Consider the following 17,108-nt stretch of genomic DNA (forward strand, 5'->3'; position numbering starts at 1 on the left):
CCAATCCATGAACATCGCCCTCCGCCCCCTCCTCGCCAGCGTGGCTGTCGCCTTCTTTTTGTCCGGCTGCGCGAGCACGCCGGGCACGGACGCCGCCAAGGCCACGCCCCAGTACGGCGTGCTGGTCCAGAACGGCAAGCTGACCGAAGAAGGCGAACTGCGGCGCGACCTGGGGCTTGAACATTCGACCGCCGGGCGCCACGCCGCCGCCTACGCCCAATGGCTGCCGCTGGCCGAGCAGGGCCACAGCGCATCCCAGTTCAACCTGGGCCTGATGCTGCGCGACGGCCTCGGCGTGCCGGCCGACGCCGCCAAGTCGCTCGAATGGACGCGCAAAGCGGCGGCCGCCAACTATCCCGACGCCTACCTCGCGCTGGGCGTGCGCCATGCCAACGGCACCGGCGTGACCAAAGACCCGGCCGAAGCGCTGCGCTTGTGGCGCCAGGGCGCCGCGCTGGGCGACGCCAACAGCGCGTTCTACGCCGGCCAGGCCCTGTTCTTCGGCCTCGACGTGCCGCGCGACGGCCCCGGCGGCCTCAAGCTGCTGCTGCAGGCGGCCCAGGCCGACACGCCGAGCGTGCGCGCCCAGTCGATCCTCGGCATGATCTACCTGACCGGCGAGGATGGCGTGGCGCGCGACTACGCCAAGGCACGCCAGTGGCTGTCGCTGGCCGCGGCTGGCGAAGAAAGCCAGGCCCAGCACCACCTGGGCGTGATGTACCAGTTCGGGCGCGGCGGCCCGGCCGACGTGCGTAAAGCGGTGGCCTGGTACGAACGCGCCGCGCGCCAGGGCAATCCGGCTTCGCTCAACAACCTGGCCACCTTCTACAAGAACGGCAAGGTCTTGCCGAAGGACGTGAAAAAGGCGCGCGAGTATTTCGAGCGCGCCCACGAAGGCGGCAACCTGGACGCCACGGTGAACCTGGGCGACATGCTGTTCCTGGGCCGCGCCGCCGAGGCCGAGCGCGACAAGGCGGTAGCGCTGTACAAGCAGGCCGCCGAAGCGGCGCACGCACCCGGCCAGTGCCGCTATGCGCGCGCGCTGCGCCATGGCGAAGGCGTGGCCGCCAGCGCGGCCGAAGCGGCGCTGTGGGCCGGCAAGGCCAAGGCCGCGAAACAGGCGTGCGACACCAGGCTGCCGCTTGCGACGTTCCTGAAATAATCTTCCGCGCATCGGCAACCCGGCGCACGCGTGCGCCGATGGACCTGGCGCGCGGATGTGTGTACATTTTCATCATGGCCCGCCTTGCACCGTCACAGTGCGGGCAGCACCCTCGGGCACACCACCGGTTTCGATGCCGGCGCCCCCCAACCTCTCGACGAGAACGCCATGAACCCACAGTCTTCCCCAGACGCCGTACCCGCCGGCGGCTTCTTCACTGCCGCGGCCAACTATGGCGTTGCCGCGCCGCGCCCGCGCCTTCTGCTGGTGACGCTGATGCTCATCGCGCTGTGCATCTTGCTGATCACCGCAATCGACTTCGCCTTTCTGTCGGAGCGGGTGAACTTCACGCTCAGCATGACCGAGGTAAAGGCGACCACCTACGAAGCGCTGCGCGCCAACGAAATGAACACCATCCTGTTCGTCACGGCGGTGATGGGTGGCGTGCTGGCGCTGATCGCGTTCGGGCGCAGCTGGGCGCGCTGGGTCTGGCTGCTGGTATGCATGCTGGCCGGCAGCGCGCTGGCGCTGATCTGGGTTGCCCTGATGTTTCAGTACGCACCGGGCGCGGCCATGATCAAGTGCGCCGTGTACGTGATGCTTGTCGTGCTCAGCTGCCTGCTGTTCGCGCCGTCGAGCAATGCATGGTTCCGCCAGCTCAAGGAACTGCGCAACAATCCGCGCCGGCAGGCGGCAACGCCGGCGCCCTGGCAGGGCGCCGCCCCGGCCGATGGTAAGGCATACGATCCGTACGCGCCGCCGGGCGGCTTGTCCGGCGTGTCCGGCGCGGCCCTCGCTCCGGTGGTGCTCCCGCCGCGCCCCCTCACCGCCACGGCGGGCCTGGGGCTGTGCGTGCTGGCCTCGCTGGCCGGCATGATCATCTCGCTGATCTACATGCCCGACGTGCTGGCCGCCCAGAGCGTGGCGCTCGGCACCGGCATGATGAAAAACCTCGTGTACGGCAGCCTGGTCTTCGGCACCGTCATCGTGATGTTGCTGATGTACTTTATCGCGCGCGGCTCGAACGTGGCACGCTGGATCTGGCTGGTGCTGGCCATCATCGGCTTTTTCAATTCCATCAATGCCTTCAAGACGGCGTTCGTGGTGTCGACCCTGTACGGCTCGCTGGCGGTCATTACCCAGCTCATCGTGCTGGCCGGGACCATCCTGCTGTTCGTTCCGGCCTCCAACCAGTGGGTGCGCGATACGGCGCAGGCGCGCCGGCCGTAACTCCCCTAACCATCACTAAAAAAACCATGCACACTCCCCTATCGTCAGCAGTCCGCTTCGTCGCGCAGCTTGCCCTCGCCAGCCTGGTGCTGTGCCAGGCCGCCCAGGCTGCCCCCGCCACCGACGCGCGCATGCGCGAGTATTTCCAGGCCGTCGGCACCGAGCGTCACTTGAGCATTTCCAGCGAGGCGTTCAAGAAAGGCTACGAGGAAGACTGGAGCAAGGAACGCGATCCGGTACAAAAGGCAAGCAAGAAAATCGCCATGGACCACTTCAATGAGGTGGTCAGCACCAAACTGGTGTGGGAAAAGCTCGAGCCGCTCGCCATCGAGAGCTATCAGCAAGAGCTGAGCGACAGCGATGTGCAGGAAATGATCGCGCACGCCAACAGCCCGGCCGGGAAAGCTAGCAATCAGAAATTGATCCCGGCGTTGCTCGGGCAACTGCCGATGATCCAGCAGTACCTGATGGCGGCGCTGTCCGAGCTTACCAACAGAAAAGGGCCGTCCAAGCCTCTCCCTGCGATGCCGCCGCCAGGACCGAACGACGCGCTGCTGCAAAGCTTCCTGCGCGACATACCTGGCGAAAGAGAAGAGTTCGAGGGGCGCATCGCGCCGACGGTGGACATGATGGCCAGCGCCCTCACCAGGAACGAAAACGCCAAATCCCGGGCGCGGATCGCGCGCGCAGTCGCCAGCGTGAAGAAGCGCCTCTCGTTCGACAACGTCACCGCCCTCAAGGCACGCATGCTCGCCAATGCGCTGAGCGCCGAGGAAATCAACTTGCTGATCGCAGACAACCGGCGCCCGGAACGCCAGGCGCAGATACGCAAGGTGCGCAAGGCCGAGCAGGAATTCCAGGGGCGCATGATGGGCATCATGTAAGCGTCCGGCCCGTTACGGCGGCGGCATCGCCGCATATTTCGCATTTCTTCCACCTCTAACGAAAGCCCATCTTGCAACCAACGTTTACCAAAGTCGCGCGTTCGCTCGCGCAGGCATTCATCGTCACCCTGGCCCTGTCGCAGGCGGCACACGCCGAACCAGCCACCAGGGAAAGCCTGCAGCGCTACTTCGACGCCGCCAAGTCCGAGCGCATCGCCGACACGGCGGCCAAAGCCATGCTCAGGAACGAAGGGGGCGCATTGCAGGCGGAGAACGACCCCAAGGCAAAGGCAAAACTGGCCACCCGCTATGAGCGCCTGTACGGTAGCGTGCGCAAGCATGTCGTCTCGACCGTGTTCGGACCGAAGGCCATCGCCGACTATCAGCAATACTTGCAGGAATCGGAGGTGAAGGACATGATCGTCATGGCCCAAAGCCCGTTCGGCCGCAACTTCCTCGACAAGGTCAACCCGGTGCTGCAGATGCAACCGGCAGTGGTCGATGGCTATGTATCCAAGCGGATCGAGCAAATGAAGGCGCGCACGGACGACAGCGTGCCGCCTCCTGTCGCGCTGCCGAAGCCGGCGGCCGGCTCGAAGGAAGCACTGGCCCTGGCCATGATGCTCGAATGGCCAGGCGCGCGCGAGCAGTTCACCAAGGGCATGGCGCAGGTGGCGGAGAAGTCGCTGGAACAGGCGGCTTCGTTCGAGAGCCAGGGCAATACCGACCTGGCCAAACGCGTGCGGCGCTTCGCCACCGCGGTCCGGACCGAATTCAAGTTTGAGGAAGTGGCCGCTGTCCAGGCGCGCATGATCGCTGAGGAAATGAACGAGGCGGACATCGCCACGCTCACGGCGGAAAACAAGAATCCGGCGCGCTTCGCGCAGCGTCACAAGATCGAGCAGATCGAAGCGGAACTGATGGGCCGCGCGGGCGCCTCCCTGAAGTCGGAAGAGATGCAGAAACTGCTCGCCGGCGAACAAGCCGCGGCCAGGCCGGCCAAGGCAGGCAAGGCCACCAGCAAACAATAAGCATCCTCGTAGCGGCGGCCCCGCCGGCAGCAGGGGGCCGCCATTGAACAATACCAACCAGTACCGCCCCATGAAGAACGTCTTGCACACACCGCTCATCAACGCCGCGCGCGCGCTCGCGCAGGCATGCATTGTCACGCTGGCTTTGGCACACGGCGCCCACGCCGCGCCGGCCACCGAGGAAAGCCTGCGCCGCTACTTCGAGATTGCCAAATCGGAGCGCATGATCGATACCGCCATGGATGCGCTGCTGGAGATCGAGGCTCGGCAATGGCAGGACGAGAGCGATCCGAAGAAAAAGGCAAACCTCAAGGCCCGCTTCGAGCGCACCAGCGCCATTATTCGCAAGCAGATCGCCTGGAACAAGGTCGAACCGGTCGCCATCGAGAGCTACCAGAAGCACTTGCAGGAGTCCGATGTGCAGGAACTGCTCGTGCAGGCCCAAAGCCCGCTCGGCCAGATGATCATCAACAAGGTCACGCCGGCGCTGCTGAAACAGCCGCCCGTGGTGGCGGTCCATCTGGCCAGGCGCATTGAAGAACTCAGGGAACGCAAGGAGGGCAGCGTGCCGCCCCCTGTCGTGCTGCCGCAGCCGCCGGCCGGCTCGAAAGAAGCGCTGGCCCTGGCCCTGATGCTCGACTGGCCGGGCGCGCGCGATGAATTCAACAAGAACATGGCCGACATCGAAACGCGCGGACTGGAAATGGCAGCCGCCTTCGACGGCGAAGCGACCGCCGGTATCGGCGAGGAAGTGCGGCGCTTCTCCAAGGCGATCCGCAGCGAGATCAAGTTCGAAGAGATGGCCGCCATCGAAGCGCGCATGATCGCCGGCGAATTGAGCGAAACGGAAATGGCCGCGCTGATCGAGGAGCACAAGAATCCCGTGCGCGCCGCCCAACGGATCAAGATCGCGCAGGCCGACGCGGAACTGATGACGCGCATGAGCGCTGCGATGCAGTCGGGCGACGTGCTCAAACAGCTCGCCGACGCCGGCAGCGAGGAAGCGCCGGCCACGCCGGCCAGGCCACGCAAGCCGGCCAAGGCAGCCAAGGCGCCTGCAAAGAAATGAGGCCGCTGCCCATGCCCGCCATCGGCGCCGCGCGTTCGCTTGCGCAGGCCTGCCTCCTCGCCCTGGCCCTTTCTCAGCCGGCTTGGGCCGAACCGGCTACCAGGGAAAGCCTGGGTCGCTATTTTTCGATCTCGAAGACCGAGCGCCTGAGCGAGAGCATGGCTGCGGCGATCCTGGAGACCGCGGCGCCGCCATGGCCGGACGAAACCGATACCGGCAAACAGGCGGAAAGGAAAGCGACGTATGAGCTCATGAGCGCCATCCTGCGCGAACGCGCCGGCTGGAGCGTGATCGAACCGGGAGCCGTCGCGATCTACCAGCAGCACTTTCAGGAGTCCGAGGTGCAGGCCCTGATCGTTCAGGCGCAAAGCCCGTTCGGCCAGACCTTCATCGACAAGATCGCGCCGGCGATGCAGAAGCGGGCACCGGCCGTCCAGGCGCACATTGCCGAACGCACGGCGCAATTCATGACGCTCAACCCCGACAGCACCTTCACTGCCGTCCCGCTCCCGCTGCCGCGCGCCGGCTCGAAGGAAGCACTGGCCCTGGCCATGATGCTGGAGTGGCCCGGTGCGCGCGGGCGCTTCGACGCCAACATGGCCGGGCTGGAGACGATGGCGGTGCAAGTGACCGGCGCCGACGGCGTCGTGCAAAGCGCCGGGCAAAGCGAGCAATCGAGGCGCTTTGCCCGCATGCTCCGGGAGCAATTCAAGTTTGAAGAGATCGCCGCCGTCGAAGCGCGCGTGATGGCATCGGAACTGGACGAGCCGGACCTCGCCGCGCTCATCGAAAACAACCGGAACCCGGAGCGCGCCGCGCAACGCGTCAAGATCGAACTGGCCGAGACCGAGCTGGCGACCCACGTGCACGCGTACCTGCAATCGATCGATCTGCGGGGCCTGGCCACGATGGCGCAACGAAAAGAGCAAACGATCGAGCCCGCCACGCCAGAAATAGCGATCAAGGCGCACAAACCGGCGCGGACCAACTAAGGCCCGCGGGCCGAGGAGCGGCCGTCAGGCCAGGCGCAGCGGCAGGCTGCGCAAGCGCTGCCCGGTCAGTTTGAACACCGCGTTGGCCACGGCCGGCGCGATCGGCGGCGTGCCCGGCTCGCCCACTCCCTCGGGCGGCTGGGCACTCTTGATGATCACCGTCTCCACCTCGGGCGTGCTATCGATGCGCAGTACCGGATAGTCGCCAAAATTGCCTTGCTCGACGCGCCCGTTCTTGAGCGTGACCTCCCCCGCCAGCGCGGCCGAGAGGCCGAACACCACAGCCGACTCCATCTGCTGCGCGATGATGTTCGGATTGACCGCCAGGCCGCAATCGATCGCACACACGACGCGGTGCACGCGGATCTGCTTGTCCGTCACCGACACCTCGGCCACCTGCGCCACGATGCTGCCGAACGACTGGTGCAGCGCCACGCCATGCGCGCGGCCCGCCGGCGCGGCGCCAGCCCTGGCCAGCGCCGCGTCGAGCACCGCCAGGTGACGCGGATGGCGCGCCAGCAGCGCGCGTCGGAACGGCGCCCCATCCTGGCCGGCGGCATGCGCCAGTTCGTCGATGAAGCTCTCCTTGAAAAACGCATTGTGCGAGTGGCCGACCGAGCGCCAGTAGCCGAGCGGCACCTGGCTGTCGACGATGACGTGCACCACGCGCTGGTTGTCGATCTCGTACTGCATGTCGTACTCGCCTTCGGCCGTGGTCTTGTCCGGACCGACGCCGGGCAGGCCCAGGTTGCGCGGAAAGTACTGGTGCCCGATCGAGCCGCTGACCGACTTGTTGTCGTAGCTGACGATGCCGCCCTTGGCGTCCACGCTGCCGGAAAAGCGCGCCAGCGCGGCCGGACGGTACACATCGTGCGTCATGTCGTCCTCGCGCGACCAGACCAGCTGCACCGGCTTGCCGCCGGCCGCCATGGCCACCGCGACCGCCTGCGCCACCACGTCCACCTCCAGGCGGCGCCCGAAGCCGCCGCCCAGCAGCAGCACGTCGACCGACACGTCGGCGCGGTTCACGCCCGCCACCTTCGCCGCCACGTCGACGCACATGCTGGGCACCTGGGTCGAGGCCCACAGCATCACCTTGCCGCCCGCCACCTGCGCGGTGCAGTTCATCGGCTCCATGGTCGCATGCGCAAGGAAAGGCGCGCGGTATTCGGCGCGGATGGTCTTGACCGCGCCCGCGGCCAGGGCCACGTCGCCATTTTCGTAATAGGTAAAGCCCGATTCGGTATCGAGGGCGGCGGCGAACTGCTTGAAAATATCGGCGCTCGACAACCCGGCATTGGCACCCTCGTTCCACTTGACGGCCAGCGCACCCAGCGCCTGGCGTGCGCGCCAGTACGAGTCGGCGATCACCGCCACGCCCGCGCCGGCGCCGGTTTTGCCGGACAGCGAGGCCGACACGTCGACCACGTCCACCACGCCCGGCATCGCCTTGGCCTTGGCGGCATCGAACGACGCGACCGTGCCGCCCACCACCGGCGACATCGCCACCGCCGCATACAGCATGGCGGGCGGGCGCGCGTCGATCCCGAACATGGCGCTGCCATTGACCTTGGCCGGCGAATCGCGGCGCGCCTGGGGCGTGCCGATCAGGGTGAATTCGCCGGGCTGCTTGAGGCGCACGTCGGACGGGGAAATATCGAGGCCCGCCGCCGCCGCCCTGGCGGCCAGGCTGCCGTACGAGGCGCGCTTGCCGTCCGGGTGGACCACGAAGCCGCCCGCGCCCTTGCACTGCGCCGCTGGCACGCCCCATTCCTGCGCCGCGGCGGCGATCAGCATGGCGCGCGCCACGGCGCCCGCTTCGCGCATCGGCAGCCAGGCATCCTTGATGCTGCTCGACCCGCCCGTCATCATGATGCCCAGCTCGCGCGCGACTTTAGAGAGCATCCACTGCGCGCCTTCCTTGAGACTGCCGCGGTCATCGGGATGGAACGGCAGATTCTCGCGCAGTACTTCGAGATTGCTGAAGATCTTGTCGATCGGCGCCTGGGTGATGCGCACCTGCGACAGCGGCACGTCGAGCTCCTCGGCCAGCAGCATCGGCAGCGCGGTATTTACGCCCTGCCCCATTTCGCAGCGCGGCACCACCACCGACACCGTGCCGTCGGGCGCGATCGCCACCCAGCCGTTCAGGGCCACGGCGCCGCCGGTCACCGGCAAGGGTTGCGCGGTGTGCAGGCGCTGGCGCGGCGGCTGGATGCCCCAGCCGACGACCAGGGCGCCGCCGGCAGCGAGGCCGCCGAGCAGAAAACGGCGGCGGGTCTTGTTCTTCGGTGTGGACTGGCTCATTGCATTCTCATGGCGTGCGCGGGGATTCGCACTGTAGCACGCCACCGGTGCGGCGCGACAGACGGTGTTTACGCCGGCACGTGCGCCGGCCAGCGCGCCAGGATCGTCTCGGGCAGCTCGGGGCGGCTGTACAGGTAGCCCTGCGCCTGGTTGCAGCCGTGGCGCAGCAAAAAGGCGGCCTGCTCCTCGGTTTCGACACCCTCGGCGATTACCGACAGGTTCATGCTCTTGCCAAGCTGGATGATGGCGATCGCGATCGCCTCGTCGTTCACGTCGGTCGAGATATCCTTGATGAAGCTGCGGTCGATTTTCAGCGTCTGCACCGGCAACTGCTTGAGGTAGGCCAGCGACGAGTAGCCGGTGCCGAAATCGTCGATCGCCAGTCCCACGCCGATCGAATGCAGGTCGTTGATGAAGACCAGCGCGTCGCCGGTATTCATGATCACCGACTCGGTCACTTCCAGCTGCAGGCGCTGGGGCGCCAGGCCCGTCTCCTTGAGGATATCGGCCACCATGTTGACGATGCTGCCGCGCTCGAACTGCTTGACCGACAGGTTGACCGCGATTTTCGGCACGTGCAGGCCTGCCGCCTCCCAGCGGATCATCTGGCGGCAGGCTTCGTCCAGCACCCACTTGCCGAGCTGGTTGATGAAACCGGTGTCCTCGGCCAGCGGAATGAAGCGCACCGGCGGCACGTTGCCCAGTTCCGGATTATTCCAGCGCACCAGGGCCTCGACCCCGATCAGGCGGCCCGTATCGATTTCGACCTGCGGCTGGTAATTGAGGAAGATTTCGTTCTTGTCGATCGAGCGGCGCAGCATCGCTTCCAGGCGCAGGCGCTCGACGCCTTCGCCCGTCATCGACGGCGCGTAGAACTGGTAGCCGTTGCGGCCGCGCGCCTTGGCCTGGTACATCGCCACGTCGGCATTGCGGATCAACATATTCAGGTCGGCAGCATCATCCGGGAACATGCTGATGCCAACGCTGCCGGTGACGAACAACTCGTAGTCGGACACGATGAAGGGCTGCTCGAACATGGCCATCAGTTTTTCGGCCACCTGGCCGGCGCCGGACTGGCCGCTGACGTTTTCGAGCAGGACGATGAATTCGTCCCCGCCCAGGCGCGCCAGGGTGTCGCCTTCGCGCAGCTTGCCCTGCAGGGCCGACGCGACCTGCTTGAGCAGCTCGTCGCCGACGTGGTGGCCGAGCGTGTCGTTGACGTTCTTGAAGCGATCCAGATCGATGAACAGTACCGCCAGCTGCTGGCCGTCGCGCGCGGCGCGCTTGAGCGCGTGCAGCAGGCGGTCGTGGAACAGCAGCCGGTTGGGCAGCGCCGTGAGCGAATCGTGGTGCGCCATGTGATCGAGCTGCTCCTGCGATTCCTTGACCTTGGTGATGTCGCTGAACACGGCCACGTAGTGGGTGGTGACGCCATGGTTGTCGCGCACCGCCGACACGGTGAGCCACTGCAGGTAGGTTTCGCCGCTCTTGCGCGTGTCCCAGCGCTCGCCGCGCCAGAAACCGACTTCGCCCAGTTCGGCCCACATCTGCTGGTACATGGCCGGGTTTTCGGTGTGCGAGCGGGTCAGGCGCACATCCTTGCCGACCGCCTCGCTCTCGCTGAAGCCCGTGATCCGGGTGAAGGCCGGATTGACGGCAACGATACCCAGCTCGACGTCGATGACCATGACGGCATCGGCGATATGTTCGAGCACCGTGGCCGACAGGCGCAGCTTTTCCTCGGCCTCGCGCCGCTCGGTGACGTCGGCATAGACCCAGATGCTGCCGCCGTTGGGGCGCTCCGGGTCGAGCGCGCAGCCGCTCACGCGGCACCAGAAGACGGTGCCGTCCTCTTTCATGTACTGGCGCTCTTCGTTGTAGTCCTTGCCCTCGGCCAGGGCCGCGTATTGCTGCTCGCCGGCGCGCACGAATTCATCGTGATTCGGGTACATGATGTCGGCCAGCTTGCCGGTCATCTCGCCGCTGGCGTAGCCGAACAGGTCTTCGCAGCGGCGGTTGACCGACACGATGCGCCGTTCGCGCACGAACATCACGCCGAACATGACGTTGTCGAGGATCGCGCTTTGCTCGGTCAGCAGCGCCGCGATGCGCATCTCGTTGTGTTTGCGTTCGCTGATATCGGAAATGATCCCGTCGACCCACGATTTTTCGGGCACGGCCCCCGCCTGCGGCTGGCCGTTCTCGGAGACCCAGCGCTCGATGCCGCCGGCGTCGATGATGCGGTATTCGATTTCGTACGGGCGTCCGCTGGCCATCGCTTCGCGCACGGTGCGGCTTTGCATGCGCCGGTCTTCGGGGCAGATCAGGTCCGACCAGGCATCGGTCGTGCTGCGCATGAGCAGCGCGGCCGGGTAGCCGGAAATGTCTTCGATGGCGTCGCTGACGAAATCGATCGAGCCGCCCGGGCGCACGCGAAACACCGCGCCGGGAACCTGGGTGACGATGGTGCGAAAGCGCTCCTCGCGCCGGCCGATATCTTCGAACAGGTGCTTGATGGCGACCCGCATCTGCTCCATCTGCTTGGCCAGGCGGCCCAGTTCATCGCTGCCTTCGAGGTCGAGGCGCGTCTCGAAGTCGCCGTGCGAGAGGCGGTCGGAAAACTTCATCAGCTGGCGCAGCGGCACCAGCAGACGCTTGTTGAGGAACAGGACGATCAGCACCAGCGACACGGTCAGCTGGAACGCCAGCACGAAGGCGTAGCTGGACTGCTTGCCGCGCAATTCCTGCTGGCTGCGGGCGTCGTCCATCTCGACCACCACCACGCCGATGCGTTCGCCGCGCACCAGGATGTCGCGCTGGGCGCGGTAGATATGGCCCGCCCGGCGCTGGGCCGAGTGGATGTTGATGAACGGGGCGTCGGACTGGCCGATCACCTGGATGCGCAGCACCGACGGATCGCGCATCACCGATTCGACCAGCGACTGGGCCGACTCGGCGTTCATGTTCCAGAGCGACTCCTGCATGCCGAGGGCGAGAATGTCGACATTGCGGCGCAGCGACTCGTTCAGCACCGCCTTGGCCGCCGTCTGCTCCTGCACCCCGATCAGCACGTAGCTGCCGATCAGCGCGGGAATGACCAGCCCGCCGAAAACGACCAGCATCAGCGCGCCGTAAATCGACAGCCCGTACAGCCTGCTCAGCTTGGTACGGAAACGTTGGTAGGCCGTGCTAAGCATGCAGCAAGTCTGAAAGCATGGGGAAGATGCCTGAATGATAAGTTAGGCAAGAAAAGTTTTCTATACGGAATTATGCACGGAAGCTCTCGTCAAGTCACCAACGGCACGGGCGGATGAGGCGTTTTACAGACGGGGAAATGAAAACAGTTGACGTTATTGCTGACGCCAAGGCGGCCATGCAGCGGATCCCGGCATCTGCGTCAATGCCTCGGTCGATGGATGTCGTCTCATCCGTTGGCCAATGCAAATAGACAGCCGCTCAGCGCGAATCGCGCCGACTTGCTATCATCGCAGCACTTTTCTAAAAGGGATTCCCCATGACTTTTTCCATGTACGACGCCTCGGTACCCGTTTTCAAGCAAATCCTGACCAGCCTGTCGGCCGTCATCGACAAGGCCGAAGCCCACGCCACCGAAAAGAAGATCGAACCGGCCGCCCTGCTGCAGGCGCGCCTGTATCCGGACATGTTTCCCTTCCTGCGCCAGGTCCAGGTCGCGGCCGATTTCGCCAAGGGCTGCTGCGCCCGCCTGGCAGGCGTGGACGTGCCGCGCTATGAAGATACCGAGCAGACGTTCGCCGACCTGAAGGAGCGCATCGCCAAGACGCTGGCATTCATCAACGGCCTGCCGCAGGACGGCATCGAAGCGAGCGCCCAGCGCGACATCAGCACCAGCAGCGGCGCCAACGCCAAGCACTTCAAGGGCCAGGTCTATCTGGTGCATTACGCGCTGCCGCACTTCTATTTCCACGCCACGACCGCGTACGCGATCCTGCGCCATAACGGCGTGGAAGTGGGCAAGAAGGATTTCATCGGCTCGTTTTAAGCCGTATATATAGGTAGCGAGGGGAGCCGCGCGGCTCCTGCGCCGGCCGTCCTGCGCATGCGCAACCGGGCTAGCCCTCGCCATTCCTGCGGTGAGGCGTGAGGCGGGGAAGCCTGATCGTGAATGTCACCCCGGTTTCCTGGGTGGAAGTCACCGTAATCTGGCCTTCATGCGCCCTGACAATCTCTTTCACGACGTACAAGCCCAACCCCAGGTTTTGCACCCTTGACATGCTGCGCTCGCTGGGCGGGCGGATGGCAAAACTTTTTACCGGATCGAATAGCGTTCTCAATTTGGCCGTGGGAATCGCGTCGGCGTCGTTTTTCACCTCGAACACAACGTCTGGCTGGCATCCGTTCATCGCGATGTGGATGACGCCGCCCTCGTTGCCATGCTGGATGGCATTCGAGATCAGGTTGGCGAACGCCTGGGCCAGGCGCGGCCCATCCCAGGTACCAGTCAGATTGCCCTCGGAAACGAACTCGATCCGACGGTCGGGATGAAATGTCCGCGCTTCCTCAACCACATTGAGGCATATCTGTTCGAGATCGACGGTGTAGGGATCGATGGGAATTCCACCGCCAAGGTGGGACGTGGAAAAGTCCAGCAGATCGCGCACGATCTCGTCCACCCGTTTCGCACTGTTGAAAATCCTCAGGCCCACCTTGAGCACCTTCGACGGCAAGGTCTGGTCATGCAGCAGCACTTGGGCACCCATGCTCACCGCGCCAAGCGGCGAGCGCACATCGTGGCCGAGAATGGCCAGGAACAGGCTTTGGGCATCGCGCAGCAGCTTGGAATAGCGGGCCATCGATTCGCTTTGCGCCTGGTCTACCGCTTCATTGAAACGCACCATGTCCTGTATTTCGTCCGCAGTGGTGATGGTCACGCTGCGCGCCCACAAACGCAGCACGCTCGACCTGAGCGCCCTGAATTCGGCCATCACCTGATCGCTGTTCAAGCCGGACGACATGCGCGCGGCCGCGTGAATTTCGGCGGCGGTGTCGATTCCCGCGACGGGAGCGAGGCCCTGCGACTTGGCAATGCTTTCACTTTCGGCTTGCGGGGTGTCCAAATCGGTGGCGATGACTTTTAATACCTCGGTGGCGTGATCGCGCAGTTCGATCCGGTCGGCATCTTCGAGCGGCGCCAAGGTGGCCGCAAATTCTTCCCACTCCGCCAGGATGGGGTCAAGATTACCGAGGATAAATTCTGACAAGCGCATTCAGACCTTGCTGAAATCGTTGCGCACCGGGTTGACGCCCTTGAGCAGCTTGCGCACTTCGATCAGCAGGTTCTCCGCCAGGAACGGTTTGCGCAGGAAGGCATCGTAGGCCGTGCTTCTGGCGATATCGCATCGCAACGAGGCGCTCATCAGCAGTATGGGAAGGCGTGCCGTCGAGGGATCGGCTTTCAGATTCTCGCTTAACTCCACCCCGCTCATTTCAGGCATGGCACAGTCTGAAATGAGCAGCGTGTGCGGCGCGCCGCCGAGCTTGGAAAGCGCTTCGGCGCCGCTGGCCGCGATACTGACGTCGAACCCATGCGCCTCTAAGAACATGGAGCAGGTCTCCGCCATGCCCGCATCGTCGTCCACTATCAGTATCATTTGTGCTTCCCCCGCCGCCTTGCGTCCGCGCCGAGGCATCGGCGACGAGCCAAAATTGACTCGCCTCAAGTGTCGCTTCCTATAGGAAATATATCCGTTCGTTACCGAACATTGGGACGGCCAATCGAGCACCACAGACATATAGAGACAGGGGAAGCGCGCGGCTCCCCTGCGCGCCAGCGATCAGGTATTGCGGCGCGGGTAGCCTTGCGCAAGGATACGGACCCACACCACTTCCTTGTCGGCGTCGCTCATCGACACCCAATGCGCCACTTCCACCACGCTGCGCCCGCAGCCGCGGCAGATCTCGTCGAACGTAGTCGAGCAGACCGCGACACAGGGCGTGTCCGGCCGTTCAGGCGGCTTCATGGCGCCCTCACTTGGCGGGGCCGACATCGAGCGCATCCCAGCCGTCGTGGCCGAGCTTTTCCATGGTTTCAATATTCTTGTCGAAGATCTCGGACGCTTCCGGGAATGCCTCGACCGCCCGCTCGATGCTGTCTTCGCGCAGCAGGTGCAGGATGGGGTATGGCGCGCGGTTGGTAAAGTTGCCGATATCGTTGATATCGGTGTCCGCGAACTGGTATTGCGGATGGAAACTGGCTACCTGCAGTTCGCCGTCGAGCTGCATGTCTTCCAGGGCGGCATCGGCCACGTCGAGGAATTCGTTGTAGTCGAGGAAGTCGCCCAGCACGAAGGGGTGGATCAGCAGGGTGGTGTCGATCGCTTCCGGGTCGGTATCGGACAGCAGTTGCAGCTCATTCATCAGGGTTTCGAGCAAGACTTCCGGCGTGGTGGCGCTGGAAACGACGTAGCGCACCTGCTTTTTCACATGAACGGCCTTCGCGAACGGACATAGATTGAGTCCGATGACGGCTTTTTCCAGCCATTGTTGGGTAGCGACAATGATCTGCTCATCGTCGGCGTTCAGATTGGGGGTGCTCATGCTGATGCTTTCAGTAATAGAAGATGCGCGAGAAGCAAGCGTCCGCGCAAAACCCAAATTGTACGCACTCTTTGCGCCACCTCATAGGTGCGCCCGCGTGCGCGCGTAGTTTAGAGGCCGACGCCCGGTTCGCGGCCCGCACCGGCGACGCCCCGGTTTTGGTATTGTTCGCGGGGCCGCCGCATTCGCCCCCGCCGGCCCCGCGCAGCGCCCGCCCGCGCATCCTTGCCATAGGAGAACATCATGCATACCCCCTGGGAGTATCTCAAGCGACCCCGTCCATACACTGATAGCATCCTGGCACTTTTAAGGCATACTCCCGGCAATTGGTCTTTTCCGATGCAACAATATTGGTCGAAAGTGTTATCAAAATATTTGCCGCGCACACATATATTTGACTTGACTCAAACGATAAGTGGTACGTACACTCCGACCTTATCTATTCGTCTGTCCAGCAGTTTTCGGACCCAACAATGGAACGCTATGCAAAAAACGACACGCAATACCACTTCACTTGCAGTCCTCGTTCTGATGCTCGCGCCTGCGCTCAGCCACGCGGTCGACTCCGTCTCAACCAACGTTGCGCCGCTGGCCCCGACGGTCAAGCCCGCACCGGCTCCACTGCATCCCTTCCCCGCCGTCAAGGCAGATGAATACAAGGAAGCCGATGTCTGGGGCCGTATCCGTACCGGTTACGCCATTCCCGACATCGACAACGAGCTCGTTACCAAGCACGTCAAGTGGTACAGCACCCGTCCCGACTATATCGCCCGCACCTCGGCGCGCGCCTCGCGTTACCTGTTCCACGTGGTCCAGGAACTCGAGAAGCGCAACATGCCGACCGAGCTGGCATTGCTGCCGATTATCGAATCGGCCTTCAATCCGCAAGCCTATTCCAAGGCCAACGCCGCCGGCATGTGGCAGTTCGTGCCCGGCACCGGCAAGGATTTCAATCTCAAGCAAAACATGTTCAAGGACGAGCGCCGCGGCGTGCTGGCCTCGACCGATGCCGCGCTGAGCTACCTGCAGCGCCTGTACGGCATGTTCGGCGACTGGCCGCTGGCCCTGGCCGCCTATAACTGGGGCGAAGGCAATGTCCAGCGCGCCATCAAGAAGAACCAGGCGCTCGGCAAACCGACCGACTACGAAAGCCTGTACGAGCACATGCCGGCCGAAACGCGCGAATACGTGCCGAAACTGCAGGCGGTCAAGAACATCATCGCCAACCCGGCCCAGTACCACGTGTCGCTGCCGGTGATCGACAATACACCCTACTTCACCACGGTCGACAAGACCAGCGACATCGACCTGACCATCGCCGCCCAGCTGGCCGAACTGTCGGTCGAGGAATTCAAGGCGCTCAATCCGCAGTTCAACCGCCCGGTCATCACCGGCGGCGAGCAGACCAAGATTCTGTTGCCACAGGAAAATGCGGAGAAGTTCCACCTGAATCTGTCGCAATGGGGCCGTGCCCTGTCGACCTGGACCACGCACAAGATCACCGGCGCCAAGGACAGCATCGCGTCGCTGGCTTCGCGCTTCGGCACGACGCCGGAAGTGATCCGCCAGGCCAACAATATTCCGGCGGCAACCCGCCTGAAGGCGGGTTCCACCATCCTGGTGCCGAAAATCTCGACCTCGGTGCACAACGATATCGCCGAGCACGTCGTCGACAACGCGGTCATGGCGTTCGAAGCCGAACGCGCCGGCCGCCGCCCTGGCCGCGCCGAAAAGCAGACCAACGCCCAGCGCATCAAGGGCAAGGTCGCCGAGCTGAAAACGCGCGTCTCCGGGCGCAACGCCAAGACGGCAGCCAACGAAACGTCGCGCTACAAACGGCGCGGCGGCTGATCGCAG

The 17,108-nt window shown here is 64.4% G+C and carries 14 protein-coding genes; 8 read left to right on the plus strand and 6 right to left on the minus strand.

Annotated features, from left to right (window positions below; genetic code table 11):
- Positions 1 to 7: 7 nt before the first annotated feature.
- The 6 genes from RBA40_RS07660 (at position 8) to RBA40_RS07685 (ending at position 6,368) form a co-directional block, all read left to right on the plus strand.
- Positions 8 to 1,162 carry a tetratricopeptide repeat protein gene (locus RBA40_RS07660; protein WP_306647266.1) on the plus strand — a complete coding sequence of 385 codons (1,155 nt, stop codon included), beginning with the start codon at positions 8 to 10 and terminating at the stop codon, positions 1,160 to 1,162.
- A 168-nt stretch (positions 1,163 to 1,330) separates the two neighbouring features.
- Positions 1,331 to 2,392, plus strand: a complete 1,062-nt coding sequence (locus tag RBA40_RS07665) for a magnesium transporter CorA family protein (protein ID WP_306647268.1) — start codon at positions 1,331 to 1,333, stop codon at positions 2,390 to 2,392.
- Between the two features lie 26 nt (positions 2,393 to 2,418).
- A complete protein-coding gene (locus RBA40_RS07670; protein ID WP_306647270.1) occupies positions 2,419 to 3,276 on the plus strand; it encodes a DUF2059 domain-containing protein in 858 nt (285 codons plus the stop codon).
- A gap of 71 nt (positions 3,277 to 3,347) precedes the next feature.
- A complete protein-coding gene (locus RBA40_RS07675) occupies positions 3,348 to 4,307 on the plus strand; it encodes a DUF2059 domain-containing protein (RefSeq protein ID WP_306647272.1) in 960 nt (319 codons plus the stop codon).
- Positions 4,308 to 4,350: 43 nt separating this feature from the next.
- Entirely contained in the window at positions 4,351 to 5,376 is a 1,026-nt protein-coding gene (locus RBA40_RS07680) for a DUF2059 domain-containing protein (protein ID WP_306647273.1), read from the plus strand.
- The gene (locus tag RBA40_RS07685; RefSeq protein WP_306647274.1) at positions 5,373 to 6,368 is read left to right on the plus strand and encodes a DUF2059 domain-containing protein; all 996 of its coding nucleotides are present in this window, start codon (positions 5,373 to 5,375) and stop codon (positions 6,366 to 6,368) included. The genes RBA40_RS07680 and RBA40_RS07685 overlap by 4 nt, the downstream gene beginning before the upstream one ends.
- Before the next feature lie 24 nt (positions 6,369 to 6,392).
- On the opposite strand, the gene RBA40_RS07690 is transcribed toward RBA40_RS07685, so the two are convergent.
- Positions 6,393 to 8,675 carry a xanthine dehydrogenase family protein molybdopterin-binding subunit gene (locus tag RBA40_RS07690; protein ID WP_306647276.1) on the minus strand — a complete coding sequence of 761 codons (2,283 nt, stop codon included), beginning with the start codon at positions 8,673 to 8,675 and terminating at the stop codon, positions 6,393 to 6,395.
- A gap of 68 nt (positions 8,676 to 8,743) precedes the next feature.
- Positions 8,744 to 11,872: a bifunctional diguanylate cyclase/phosphodiesterase gene (locus RBA40_RS07695; RefSeq protein ID WP_306647277.1), complete on the minus strand. Its 3,129-nt coding sequence runs from the start codon at positions 11,870 to 11,872 to the stop codon at positions 8,744 to 8,746.
- Positions 11,873 to 12,189: 317 nt separating this feature from the next.
- Here RBA40_RS07695 and RBA40_RS07700 point away from each other — a divergent pair, with 317 nt between their 5' ends.
- Positions 12,190 to 12,696, plus strand: coding sequence for a DUF1993 domain-containing protein (locus RBA40_RS07700; protein WP_306647279.1), 507 nt, complete (start codon positions 12,190 to 12,192; stop codon positions 12,694 to 12,696).
- Between the two features lie 70 nt (positions 12,697 to 12,766).
- On the opposite strand, the gene RBA40_RS07705 is transcribed toward RBA40_RS07700, so the two are convergent.
- From RBA40_RS07705 to RBA40_RS07720, 4 genes are all read right to left on the minus strand, one after another.
- The gene (locus tag RBA40_RS07705) at positions 12,767 to 13,915 is read right to left on the minus strand and encodes a sensor histidine kinase (RefSeq protein ID WP_306647281.1); all 1,149 of its coding nucleotides are present in this window, start codon (positions 13,913 to 13,915) and stop codon (positions 12,767 to 12,769) included.
- A 6-nt stretch (positions 13,916 to 13,921) separates the two neighbouring features.
- Positions 13,922 to 14,305 carry a response regulator gene (locus RBA40_RS07710; protein ID WP_306647283.1) on the minus strand — a complete coding sequence of 128 codons (384 nt, stop codon included), beginning with the start codon at positions 14,303 to 14,305 and terminating at the stop codon, positions 13,922 to 13,924.
- Positions 14,306 to 14,488: 183 nt separating this feature from the next.
- Entirely contained in the window at positions 14,489 to 14,674 is a 186-nt protein-coding gene (locus tag RBA40_RS07715) for a DUF1289 domain-containing protein (protein WP_229423505.1), read from the minus strand.
- A gap of 7 nt (positions 14,675 to 14,681) precedes the next feature.
- Positions 14,682 to 15,251 (minus strand): DUF1415 domain-containing protein, encoded by a 570-nt coding sequence (locus RBA40_RS07720; protein WP_306647284.1) that lies wholly within the window; start codon positions 15,249 to 15,251, stop codon positions 14,682 to 14,684.
- Positions 15,252 to 15,734: 483 nt separating this feature from the next.
- Between RBA40_RS07720 and RBA40_RS07725 the strand changes: the two genes are divergently transcribed.
- Positions 15,735 to 17,102: a transglycosylase SLT domain-containing protein gene (locus RBA40_RS07725; protein WP_306647285.1), complete on the plus strand. Its 1,368-nt coding sequence runs from the start codon at positions 15,735 to 15,737 to the stop codon at positions 17,100 to 17,102.
- Positions 17,103 to 17,108 lie beyond the last annotated feature (6 nt).

Source organism: Massilia pseudoviolaceinigra (assembly GCF_030846505.1).
Taxonomy (GTDB): domain Bacteria; phylum Pseudomonadota; class Gammaproteobacteria; order Burkholderiales; family Burkholderiaceae_D; genus Telluria_A; species Telluria_A violaceinigra.